Origin of the sequence: Vibrio sp. 10N.261.51.C6 (assembly GCF_041471785.1) — a bacterium.
Lineage (GTDB): Bacteria > Pseudomonadota > Gammaproteobacteria > Enterobacterales > Vibrionaceae > Vibrio > Vibrio crassostreae_C.
In genome coordinates, this window is record NZ_JBFRPB010000061.1 from 12,461 (window position 1) to 24,520 (window position 12,060).

Sequence of the window (12,060 nt, forward strand, 5' to 3'; positions counted from 1 at the left end):
ACATCATTTTTCTGTCGGCATCGAAATGGTTATCGCATCGTTACTTAAATTTAAATCTTCATCTTGAATATCAAACAGCACTGCTGGCTTCGCGCTCTGCGTTGTTTGCGTTCTTTTTTTCACACCTTTCACGCTAGCAGGCTTGGAATATGACACACTCCTAATGAGACCTCGGTTAGTGATGTAATGGCCATCTTTGAGGTAATCTATTTGTTCATAGAGTCGGTGAAAATCAGCGTCATTGGGTAGGCCAGCAACGGTTTCGCCTGCTAACGTTGTGGGTTGGTAGCCATTTGATTGAACGACAAGCTGTGGAGCAAGCTGCTGACAAATAGAGAACTTACTGGTATCCATGATCGCCTCATCTGGCAGAGGTCGACCTGCCTTAGCTAACGAGACCAATTGATCTTGGTGGTAATCCGTTCCGTTAATCGTATAAGTCACCACCTTCATGCCTTGCGCTTTCGCACGGCTGTAAATTGTCGCATATTGTCGGTAACTTCTTATATCAACATGTAATCCACTATTGGGGCCAAGTATTCGTTTTACCGTTTTAGCGGAATGTTTGGGCTTATGCTTACGATAACGCCCCTCCATAGCAAAGGCGCGATCGATATTCTTTTTATTTTTCTGATAATAATCATCAGAACCCATGCCTCGTTTTGCATCCCGCTTAAACTGAGCAACCGACGCCGAATGAGGCTCCCATACATACCCAAGATAAACACTTGAATTGATTTCCCGCATTTTTTTCAGAACGTCCATATCCATTGATGAATAAAAATAGTTTCTATAGGGGAGACTTTGTCTGGCCATTTCGTCGAGTTTAAACAAATCTTCCATGGAGCCATCTGATGTTTTTATTTCAATATTAAGGGGTTGTTCAATCGTTGCGTAATGGTACCAATCATTCACGGCTTCATTGAAATAAGCGGGACGATACCCATCTAATGTTCCGTCAGGGCTCCTTCCACTCAGAGAGTTCCACTCACTACTCTTCATACGACTCACGCGATATCGCTTACCATCACTACGAGCGGTTGCTCTTCCTGTTTCTATGTCGTGATGTACAACCCAATCTTTATCACGCGTCAGCATCACATCAATTTCTGCTCCATCAAAACCACTTACCGCCGCCATTTGAATCGCATTACGAGAGTTTTCAGCATAATTAGAGCTGCCACGGTGGGCGATAACATCAATAGGGCACTGTCCTTTGATGTAAGAGATATCCCCTCCCATGGTTTGATAAAGATTGCGCGATTTTAACGCCAACTGCATATCACGAAACATTTCTCGCCCCTCTGCTGAGTTATGATTCGAGATTAGTTTTGCATCTGCAGGTAATCCAAGCCCTCGCTCCAAGGTTGGTTGTGGTGGTGTTACTTTATCTGTAGATGAACATCCCTGAATAAGAGCAATAGTAGTGACAAGCAGCCCTCTTGAAAGCGTGGTTACACGTGAAGGTGGTGAAAACATGAGATCCTTATCCGTTGGTAGCTTATATGTGACATAACTGGGTTTCACACGCTGAGCACGACAAAGTCGGCCTCCAAGCACGGAGACCGCAAAGTGCTAATATATGATGACTCCAACCATTGATTTCGATTGTTGATATGTTGTTGGAGTGGACGTATTTAATGGTTTAATTTGATTGAAAGCAAAGGCTCAAAAACTCATAAATACAAATCATGATTACATTATTTCATCAAATAATAATTGAATAAGCCCTTGTTCATCTGGGATGTCATACCCCTTTCGACATGGATAAGCCAAACCATCTGTGAAGTTCAAAAACGAAAAGCTATTGTCTATGCTTTCGCTCCCCTCTTCATCCTGCCATGGTTCAATAGTACTGTTCTGTTTAGTCACGATATAACCACACGAATTGACAGGCATCTCGGTCTTACGATTTAAGACTATCTTATGATTGGAATTATTGTAGTGATTTACTCGAATCTTACCGGCTAACGCTAGATATATCGCCCCTGCGGCGCCCAAAAGCAAAGTATGGCCGATAACTTTACCTGTCGCACTCGCTACGGCGATTCCAACATTAGCAGTCGCACTCGCGATGCTTTGACCTCGGTTTCCATAACGGTCTGTAGAATACACGTAATCCACGCTATGTTTTCTTTCAACGCGAGCACGTTGTCTGACAGGAGTATGGTTTATGTACTCTTGACCACCAAAAGCATCAAAGTTGTGTATTAATACCGGAACACAATGATAAGTTTCTCCATTCCAGTTCACTACACGAGCCTTCATTTGCCATGGATAATACTCTTCATCTAAATATTTCTTACATAAAGCTGGTAACAAATGGCTAAGTAACGCTGTGTTGTGATCGCTCTGCGCCATGTTGTACAGTCCTTGCGTTATTGATCGGGCCTGCTCTTGATCTCCTGATCTTGCGGCAACGATAAAGAGAATGACCTCGCCCCAAAAAGTATCGTTGATCAAGTAGTCAACCGGCAAATTATCGATTTCGATTAAAGCTCGTGGAACATCTTCATCGGACAAAGCCTCCAATACTGCAGACAAGTGATGCACGCGATCTTGAGGCTTTGCAATAGGTTCGTAATATGCGTCCCATCGTTCAACAAAGGTCTTCCAACGCATTATTTTTTTAAACTCCTCAGTTACTCCTTCCGTGGTGAGTAACTTAGGTTCAATATATTTTGCAATGTGCTTTTTATGACCGTCTCGCTTTTTCATCGCCTTTGTGTAAATTTTGCTATCAGACTTGAATAAGTGCAGTGCTAAACCATAGCTTTCATACCATTCACCAAGGTTAAGATGACTACTTTCTAATGAAGCTTTAGCCAAAGCGTCAAAATGCTTTTTCATTTTATTCCCTTCCAATTTGACGACTTAAATAAAGATAAAGGCGATGACTAAAATAATAGCTGCGGCTATAGCCAGTTTGATGTATAGCTCATTTTTTTTAACTCTTGGTTCTTCCACTTCTTCAAGCTTATCCCTCATGGCCTTAAAGTCATCCAAACGTTGTTGATAACGTTTTTCTCTTTGATTATAGATGGACAACAGTTTCAGAAATGATTCTTTGTTTACTTGCTCCACAGCTTAACTCCAAGAATTTGAAATTAAAGACTAAAACTCCAATACACCATGACAAGCTCATGTTGACAGGAGGGGTCAATAGTCTTCTTCTAGTCTATATTAGGCATCGATTTTAGCGAATAAGGAACAATATGCGATAAGAAATGTGATTTAAAACAGCACATTATTGTAAGAAAAATTAATTGAGCTAAATTGAACTCAAATGAAGATGTCATATCAACTTTACCTCATACTTTTTTATAAACCCATTCACCAGATCTCTAATTCAACCTCATTAATCAGTTATGCCTTGAGTCACACTGTCATTTTGAGTTACCTTGTCTTATTCAAAGTCGTGGGTCACAATACGCTCTGTACCTGACTTTAATAGAAATCATTGGCTCCCAAAACGTAGTAACCTAGAAATAAGGTTTGATTAGGGATGTCCGATTGAATGGTGAAAAATTTGGACCACACATTAATAGAGCAAGTTGAAGGGATATGCGCATCGCGAGGCGTTAGATTAACACCTCAAAGAAAGCGAGTGTTTGAGCTCATCCTCTCTAATAAAAAAGCCTCCAGTGCTTATGAATTATTAGAGCAGTTGAAAGTCAGTGAACCGCAAGCCAAGCCACCTACAGTATATCGCGCTTTGGATTTCTTGTTGGAGCAAGGTTTCATTCACAGAGTTGAGTCAACCAATAGCTTCATATGCTGCTGCTCTTGCAATGCCAACAAACATTTCTCCCAACTACTGATCTGCGATAAATGTGGCACTGTGATAGAACTGCAGGACGATGCGCTTGTCACCCTACTCGCCAGTAACGCTGAGAAGCATGGCTTTCAATTGACGAATCATGTCATTGAATCGCATGGCATTTGCCAATCTTGCTCCTCCGAGATGAAAGAATAAGATTATAGAAGAACATTATGCGCGCTGAATTTGTAAACCCGTTTTTAGCTTCTTTGATGAACGTATTAAAAACGATGGCTTCTCTAGAATTGAAGCCACAAAAACCGAGAGTTAAGAAAGATGAAATCGCTCGTGGTGATGTATCCGGCCTAATTGGTATGGTGGGTACACAATCTCGTGGCTCTATGTCGATCACCTTTGATGAAGGTCTCGCTCTCGAAATCATGGAAAACATGCTTGGTGAACGACCAAACGGCCTCAACGAAGAAGTGACCGATATGGTGGGTGAAATCACTAACATGGTGACTGGCGGTGCGAAACGTATTCTTGCGGAAAGCGGTTTTGACTTCGATATGGCAACACCAATCGTGGTTTCCGGTAAAGGTCATACGATTCGTCACAAGTGTGATGGGGCAATCATCATCATGCCTTTCTCATCTCAATGGGGTAATGCTTTCATCGAGATCTGTTTCGAATAACAGCTGTTTATTTCTAGCAGTACTGAGTATCAAATCAAAGAAGGTTGGCATCATGCCAGCCTTTTTTATTACCTGCGATTTAACCAATGCTTGCTATACAGATACAAAAGCGCCAACCCGAAGGTTGGCGTTTTTTTGGTGCTATCAACTCAATTAAGCTTTAAGCGCTTTAAATGCGTTGATTAGACCGTTAGTTGAGCTGTCGTGAGACGTTACTTGAGCATCGTCAGCAAGCTCTGGAAGAATTTGGTTTGCTAGTTGCTTACCAAGTTCTACACCCCATTGGTCGAAGCTGAAGATGTTCCAGATAACGCCTTGAACGAAGATCTTGTGCTCGTACATCGCGATTAGGTTACCTAAAGAGCGAGGGTTGATTTGCTTAACAAGAATAGAGTTCGTTGGACGGTTACCTTCAAATACTTTGAAAGGTACAAGCTCAGCCACTTCTTCAGCTGTTTTGCCAGCCGCTAGGAATTCAGCTTCCACTGTCTCTTTTGTCTTACCGAATGCTAGTGCTTCAGTTTGAGCAAAGAAGTTAGACATTAGCTTCTGGTGGTGATCAGATGCTGGGTTGTGGCTGATAGCAGGAGCAATGAAGTCTGATGGGATCAGCTTAGTGCCTTGGTGAATCAGTTGGTAGAAAGCATGCTGACCGTTTGTACCAGGTTCGCCCCAGATGATAGGACCTGTTTGGTACTCTACCGGGTTGCCTTCACGGTCTACAAACTTACCGTTTGATTCCATGTTGCCTTGCTGGAAGTAAGCTGCAAAACGGTGCATGTACTGGTCGTAAGGTAGAATTGCTTCTGACTCAGCGCCGTGGAAGTTGTTATACCAAATACCGATAAGCGCAAGGATTACTGGAATGTTGCTTTCAAACTCAGTTGAAGCAAAGTGGTTATCCATCTCGTGAGCACCTTCTAGTAGCTCAACGAAGTTATCGAAGCCAACAGATAGTGAGATAGAAAGACCGATTGCAGACCATAGTGAGTAACGACCACCAACCCAGTCCCAGAATTCGAACATGTTGTCAGTATCAATACCAAACTCAGCTACCGCAGTTGCGTTAGTTGATAGTGCTGCGAAGTGTTTAGCTACGTGTGCGTTGTCACCCGCTTCAGCCAAGAACCAATCACGTGCAGAGTGCGCGTTAGTCATTGTTTCTTGAGTCGTGAATGTTTTAGATGCCACTAAGAATAGCGTTGTTTCTGGGTTAAGAGGCTTAAGTGTCTCAACGATGTGAGTGCCATCTACGTTAGAAACGAAGTGCATGTTTAGGCGAGTTTTGTATGGCGTTAGTGCTTCAGTCACCATGTATGGACCAAGATCCGAACCGCCGATACCGATGTTTACAACATCAGTGATCTCTTTACCTGTGTAACCTTTCCACTCACCAGAAACGATGCGGTGTGTGAACAGTTCCATTTTTGCTAGTACAGCGTTAACTGCTGGCATTACGTCTTTGCCGTCAACCATTACTGGCTTGTCGCTACGGTTACGTAGAGCAGTGTGAAGTACTGAACGACCTTCAGTCTTGTTGATTGCATCACCACCGAACATTGCTTCGATTGCAGACTTAACTTCAGTCTCGTTCGCAAGAGCAAATAGGTGCTGCATAGTTTCAGCATCGATAAGGTTCTTAGAGTAATCCACTAAGATGTCAGAACCGAAACGAGTAGAAAAGCTCTCGAAACGCTTTGCATCTTGAGCAAACAGCTCTTTCATATCCATATCTTGAGCAGACTCAAAATGTGCCGTTAGAGCTTTCCACGCTTGTGTTTGCGTTGGGTTGATATTTTTCAACATGGTATCTATCCCGATGTTACTGTAGGTTTTATTCTAAACGTCACCTGGGTGATGAATAGAACCCCCGATTAGGCGAAAGTTTATATTTTTCTGTGATGACCAAACCGCGTCACCACTGAAAGATTCTTTGTAATTTTTTTTCACGACGTATTATGCCGCATATGAAGAGCTGTACCTTGAGATAAATCAGGATTAGATTTCCTGACAGAAGAATCGGTACAGACTCTAGCTCTAACATAATTAAATGTGAGCGATACCTGATAAATTCAAGTTCAAAAGATAGCGTTAAACCACTTTTTTTCCAAATACATTATAAAGGATGGCGTATGTGGATTCAGAAGACTATACACCTAAATGCACGAAAGCGTGGATTTCATCTCATTACTGATGAAATTGAACAACAGATACACGATATCAATTCTCTATCTGTTGGTTTATTACATCTTTTTATCCAACATACCTCTGCCAGCCTCACGCTAAACGAGAACGCTGATCCTACCGTCCGTACCGATATGGAGTCGCACTTTAATAAGTTTGTCCCAGAGCGAGCGCCCTACTACAGACACACCTATGAAGGTGATGATGACATGCCTGCCCACATTAAAGCATCGACACTTGGCACCAGTGTGACAATACCAATTAGCAATGGTCGTTTAGCTTTAGGAACATGGCAGGGTATTTACTTAGGAGAGCACCGAGATTGTGGTGGAAGCCGAACTGTGATTGCTACGATGCAAGGTGAGTAGACTGCTTGAAAACAAGATCTCCTTAATAAAAACAATATCTTGTTAATAAAAAAGAGTGATGTGTTTCCACGACCACTCTTATAAAAATAGTATTTGGCCTACTGTAGGCCGAAAGGTTTAGAAGGGCTGGTTTATCATAACCCTAAAGGCCCCTTCGTCACCACCTCGCGCCAACTCAGCACGTACAACAATACCTTCCACTTGGAAACGCACCGCGCCACCTAAGCTCCATTTCATGTCCGAGTGCAGTGTTTTGATGTCGTACTCATCGGCAACGCGCCCTAATTCAGCAAACGCTACCCATTGCCACCAAGGCAAATCGTAGTAGTTTATCAGTGGGATATCGCCAAGTGGTTGCCAGTCAGGAAGTACTCGGTACTCAGCAGAATAATGAACTGCAGAGCGACCGTGATAACGACCTCCGGTATAACCTCGTAAACGATACAAGCCACCCAATCGAGCTTGCTCCGTTTCTGGTGGGCGAGCACAATCTTGCCCAGAGCAGTTATCCCACGTTGGCGTGTCAGCGGTATAGAAATCAAATGCTAAAACTTGTTGATCGAATAAGTCCCCTAAAGGACCTAAAGCAAAGTACTGGCTATTTTGGAAGGTCCACTTAAGCCACAAGTCATCGTTAGACCAACTCTCTGCGCCAGTGGTGAACTCAAGGTTAGTGTGAGAACCTCTGGTCGGGTTGCGTGTGCTATCACGGTTATCCCAATCAAACGCCAAACTAAAGCCTGTTGCCTCCTCGGTATTATTTAAACCTTCCAACTCACGAGCAGTATAAAAAGGCGTAAATAGAATCGAACTGACACCCGATTCGATTGGCGAAGCAAAGCTCACATCTTTGATTGGCTGAAAAGCACCGAGTAAACCGTGTTCTGCAACGTTGCCCCAAGGTAGCAAATACTTAAACTCAAACTGATAGTTTTGCTCTAAGCCATCAGCAATGGTTTTGTCATCGATAGATGAATCATTATCGCCTTGAGAACCAATGTAATACGGGTTGTCGTTGAAGCGCGCTTGATACATCTGAGTGCTAAACAATACGTTCTCAGACAAGGCATAGTTAAAAGCCGATAGAAAACCGACGTAACTGTCTTTGTCTGAATAGAGTGCCATACCAAACAGAGCGGCTTGAGGTTGCCAAACACCCTTTGCGACACCCGCAACCCCAAAGGTGTTACCCATGGTTTCGGTGCTGAAGTAGAAAGGGACAAAAGCTGAATCTTTTTCTTCACTCGCAGCGGAAGAAGAAAAGCTGACACCGAGTAATGTCATTGCAGACATTAGCCAGCTTCGAGTCGTTCGCTTGAACATAATTTACTTATCAAGATCCATGATTACTTCACATATTCCATCGCAACACGCGAAGTCAGCTTAGTGACTAACTCGTAAGCGATAGTGCCGATATGTTCAGCCACTTCTTCTGAAGGTAAATCTTTACCCCACAGAGTCGCTTCATCGCCGACTTTATCTGCCGCATCAGGGCCTAGATCAACTGTTAGCATGTCCATGGACACACGCCCTGCGATTGGTACTTTTCGTCCATTAACGAATACTGGGGTGCCGTTAGGTGCAGTGCGAGGATAACCATCGCCGTAACCAATTGCGATAACACCAACCTTGGTATCACGTTCACAGGTCCAGTTTCCGCCATAACCCACACTTTCACCGGCTTTCACATCGCGAACGGCAATTAGGTGTGAGGTCAAGGTCATCACAGGCAAAAATCCAAGCTCTTGCGCTGATTTATCAACAAACGGAGAGACACCGTAAGATATGATTCCCGGACGAACCCAATCAAGGTGGCTGTCTGGCCAAGCGAGTAAACCCGCAGAGGCAGCAAGTGAACGCTCCCCTTCACAACCTTCAGTAAGCGACAAGAAAAGCTCTGTCTGTTCAACGGTGGTTGCTCTATCCAGTTCATCAGCACAACCGAAGTGGCTCATGTAACGTAGAGGTTTGGCAACATTCGCACATTGATGCAAACGCTCAACAAAGTTTTGGTATTGCTCAGGGCGAACACCTAATCGGTGCATACCACTGTCGACTTTTAGCCATACCACAACGGGTGTTTCCAAATCCGCATTCTCTAGCGCGCTTAATTGCTCTTCACAATGCACCACCGTTTGAATGTTATTGGTCACCAAGATTGGCAAATCGCCCGAAGAGTAAAATCCTTCCAACAACAAAATAGGTTTAACAATGCCACCAGCACGAAGTTGTAACGCTTCTTCAATACGCGCCACACCAAAAGCATCAGAGCTTTTTGAATGCTTGGCTATATGCAGTAAGCCGTGTCCGTAGCCATTGGCTTTCACAACAGACATGACCTTGCACTGAGGAGCCTTCGACTTTATCTGGTTCAGGTTATGTTCGAGCGCATTTAAGTCAATGCTCGCCGTCGCCGCTTTCATGTAAGTCATTAGCGATTACTCATCATCAAATGCAGGGCCTGCATAGTTATCAAATCGGGAGTGTTGGCCTTGGAACGTAAGACGAACCGAACCGATCGGACCGTTACGTTGCTTACCAAGGATGATCTCAGCAATGCCTTTCAAGGAACTATCTGGGTTATAAACCTCATCACGATAGATGAACATGATCAAATCGGCATCTTGCTCAATCGAACCTGATTCACGCAAATCCGAGTTTACTGGGCGCTTATCAGCACGTTGCTCTAGGGAACGGTTAAGCTGAGAAAGTGCCACAACCGGAACGTTGAGCTCTTTTGCTAACGCTTTCAATGAGCGAGAAATCTCGGCGATTTCAAGAGTACGGTTATCAGATAACGAAGGTACACGCATTAATTGAAGGTAATCTATCATGATCATAGAGATACCATCGTGTTCACGAGCGATACGTCGAGCACGAGAACGCACTTCTGTTGGCGTTAGACCCGAGCTGTCATCGATATACATATTCTTCTTATCCATAAGAATACCCATACTCGACGAGATACGAGCCCAATCTTCATCATCTAGCTGACCAGTACGAATCTTGGTTTGGTCTACGCGAGAAAGTGACGCAAGCATACGCATCATCAGCTGTTCGGCTGGCATCTCTAGCGAGAAGATTAAAACCGGTTTGTCTTGCTTCATCGCCGCGTTTTCACACAAGTTCATCGCAAATGTGGTTTTACCCATCGATGGACGAGCAGCAACAATAATTAAGTCAGAGCCTTGTAGACCTGCTGTTTTCTTGTTGAGGTCGTTGAAGCCAGTATCGACACCTGTCACACCATCTTGCGGCGTTTTGTATAGGATCTCGATACGTTCTAGCGTCTTCTCTAGAATGCTATCAACGTTTTGTGGACCTTCGTTTTCACTTGCACGGCCTTCGGCAATCGCGAAGACTTTACTTTCAGCAAGATCAACCAGCTCTTCCGAAGTACGACCTTGAGGGTCATAACCAGAATCAGCAATCTCATTCGCGACACCAATCAGGCTACGAACAAGTGCACGTTGCGCTACGATATCCGCATACGCATTGATGTTTGCGGCACTTGGTGTGTTTTTCGCTAAGTCAGCAAGGTAAGCAAAGCCACCCACTTCTTCAAGTTGCTCACGCAGCTCTAAATGTTCAGAGAGTGTAATAAGATCCAGAGGAGAACTTTCTTCAAGGATATCCTTTACCGCTTCAAAGATCAGACGGTGAGGACGGCTATAAAAGTCTTTGGCCACAACCTTTTCGGCAACTGTATCCCAGCGTTCGTTATCTAATAACAAACCGCCAATAACAGATTGCTCAGCTTCTAATGAATGTGGCGGGACCTTGATGGCGTCCACCTGATCGTTGGCTGGTTTCTGACTTTTGGTATCCACTATGACTACACTCAATAACTAATAATGATCGTTCATTATACCCAAGAACATCCGTTTGTAATCCGATCCTATGAGTTTGTTTTATTCTTCAGGAAGAATTTACCTATTGCTGACGGAATTAACCAAGGGTAGCATTACGATCCTGCCATTCACTCACTGTATAACTAGAGGTATGCGTGTCCAAATTATTGGCTCTGAGCACTGGTATTCTAAGCACTGGTCTCCTGAGCGCTCCGATGGCCTTAGCTGATGATGCTAAAGACTCTGTTGATGCTAATACCTCTGTTGATTCTATTCTCGACTCTATAGTAGTACCAGAAACTACAGCTGAGCCGATCGTCGTTGCACCGACACCTGAAGAAAAAGAGTTGGATATCGCACCGAGTGATACAAGTGATACAGAACTACCGAGCCCGCTAAAAACGGAAGTCGAATTTGGATATCAGTCGCATACTGGTAACTCTGATTCACGAGCGCTTAACGCACGCCTTAACGGTGAGTACACGGCTGGCCGTCATAGAACCAGTGGTGAATGGAAATACTACAACCTCTACAAAGATGGCGAAGAAGATAAAAGGCAATCGACTTACTCAGCTCAGAGTGACTACAAGTTAAGCCCTAAAACCTACCTTTACGGCAGTTTCAAAGGAGTCGACTCGAGATACAGTGCTTACTTTAAGGACTACACAATTTCGAGTGGTCTGGGTTACCAGTTTTCGAATACCGAAGAGTTTGTGTTGGAAGTCGAAGTGGGACCAGGTTTTCGTTACCAAGAACCGAACCTTGATGAGATTGATGATGATGACATCATCTTCCCAGAGATTGTTGAAGAGGCAATTTTCCGTGGCAACGTGAATACGTCATGGCAGGTGTTGAAGAATTTGCAGCTCAAGGCAGACGTGACGCTTGTCTCTGGTCACAGTAACCTAAAGTTTGATACTGAGTTAGAAGCCATCAACGATATTACTGACAATATCGCGCTGAAGATCGCTCACTCTCGCCAGTACCACGATAAAGTGCCTGAAGGCTTAAGCAAACAAGACTCTGTTCTATCGATCAACTTGCTCTTCCAGTTCTAATCTTAGGCCACCTCTAACCTGAGAACAACTTGTTCAGCAATAACAGCTTATGGATCACCGTAAGCTTTTTACCTACTGTAGCCCTTCCTTGTACTTTCCTATATTCCAGACATAAAAAAACACCAGCCGAAGCTGGTGTTTAAA

Annotated in this window: 11 protein-coding genes; 4 read left to right on the top strand and 7 right to left on the bottom strand. The window is 43.8% G+C overall.

Annotated features, from left to right (window positions below):
• Nucleotides 1-3 precede the first annotated feature (3 nt).
• From AB4375_RS16275 to AB4375_RS16285, 3 genes are all read right to left on the bottom strand, one after another.
• Complete coding sequence (locus tag AB4375_RS16275; protein ID WP_372052018.1) at nucleotides 4-1,479, bottom strand: glycerophosphodiester phosphodiesterase; 1,476 nt, start codon at nucleotides 1,477-1,479, stop codon at nucleotides 4-6.
• Nucleotides 1,480-1,695: 216 nt separating this feature from the next.
• Nucleotides 1,696-2,850: a hypothetical protein gene (locus AB4375_RS16280; protein WP_102394619.1), complete on the bottom strand. Its 1,155-nt coding sequence runs from the start codon at nucleotides 2,848-2,850 to the stop codon at nucleotides 1,696-1,698.
• A 24-nt stretch (nucleotides 2,851-2,874) separates the two neighbouring features.
• Nucleotides 2,875-3,084 (bottom strand): hypothetical protein, encoded by a 210-nt coding sequence (locus AB4375_RS16285; RefSeq protein ID WP_017059942.1) that lies wholly within the window; start codon nucleotides 3,082-3,084, stop codon nucleotides 2,875-2,877.
• A 433-nt stretch (nucleotides 3,085-3,517) separates the two neighbouring features.
• Here AB4375_RS16285 and zur point away from each other — a divergent pair, with 433 nt between their 5' ends.
• Complete coding sequence (zur, locus tag AB4375_RS16290; protein WP_017059941.1) at nucleotides 3,518-3,976, top strand: zinc uptake transcriptional repressor Zur; 459 nt, start codon at nucleotides 3,518-3,520, stop codon at nucleotides 3,974-3,976.
• Nucleotides 3,977-3,993: 17 nt separating this feature from the next.
• Nucleotides 3,994-4,455 (top strand): chemotaxis protein CheX, encoded by a 462-nt coding sequence (locus tag AB4375_RS16295; protein ID WP_017059940.1) that lies wholly within the window; start codon nucleotides 3,994-3,996, stop codon nucleotides 4,453-4,455.
• A gap of 153 nt (nucleotides 4,456-4,608) precedes the next feature.
• Here AB4375_RS16295 and pgi read toward each other — a convergent pair whose 3' ends face one another.
• Nucleotides 4,609-6,261, bottom strand: a complete 1,653-nt coding sequence (pgi, locus tag AB4375_RS16300) for a glucose-6-phosphate isomerase (protein WP_017065622.1) — start codon at nucleotides 6,259-6,261, stop codon at nucleotides 4,609-4,611.
• Between the two features lie 326 nt (nucleotides 6,262-6,587).
• Between pgi and AB4375_RS16305 the strand changes: the two genes are divergently transcribed.
• The gene (locus AB4375_RS16305; RefSeq protein ID WP_017059938.1) at nucleotides 6,588-7,007 is read left to right on the top strand and encodes a secondary thiamine-phosphate synthase enzyme YjbQ; all 420 of its coding nucleotides are present in this window, start codon (nucleotides 6,588-6,590) and stop codon (nucleotides 7,005-7,007) included.
• A gap of 117 nt (nucleotides 7,008-7,124) precedes the next feature.
• Here AB4375_RS16305 and AB4375_RS16310 read toward each other — a convergent pair whose 3' ends face one another.
• Genes AB4375_RS16310 through AB4375_RS16320 form a run of 3 tightly spaced genes read right to left on the bottom strand, consistent with a single transcriptional unit; the run spans nucleotide 7,125 to nucleotide 10,837 of the window.
• Nucleotides 7,125-8,330: a BamA/TamA family outer membrane protein gene (locus tag AB4375_RS16310; RefSeq protein ID WP_372052019.1), complete on the bottom strand. Its 1,206-nt coding sequence runs from the start codon at nucleotides 8,328-8,330 to the stop codon at nucleotides 7,125-7,127.
• Between the two features lie 23 nt (nucleotides 8,331-8,353).
• On the bottom strand, nucleotides 8,354-9,439 hold the full coding sequence (gene alr / locus AB4375_RS16315) for an alanine racemase (RefSeq protein WP_017069039.1): 1,086 nt from the start codon (nucleotides 9,437-9,439) through the stop codon (nucleotides 8,354-8,356).
• A 6-nt stretch (nucleotides 9,440-9,445) separates the two neighbouring features.
• A complete protein-coding gene (locus tag AB4375_RS16320) occupies nucleotides 9,446-10,837 on the bottom strand; it encodes a replicative DNA helicase (protein ID WP_372052021.1) in 1,392 nt (463 codons plus the stop codon).
• A gap of 176 nt (nucleotides 10,838-11,013) precedes the next feature.
• On the opposite strand from AB4375_RS16320, the gene AB4375_RS16325 reads away from it, so the two are divergent.
• Nucleotides 11,014-11,916, top strand: a complete 903-nt coding sequence (locus AB4375_RS16325; protein ID WP_372052022.1) for a DUF481 domain-containing protein — start codon at nucleotides 11,014-11,016, stop codon at nucleotides 11,914-11,916.
• The last annotated feature ends 144 nt before the right edge of the window (nucleotides 11,917-12,060 follow it).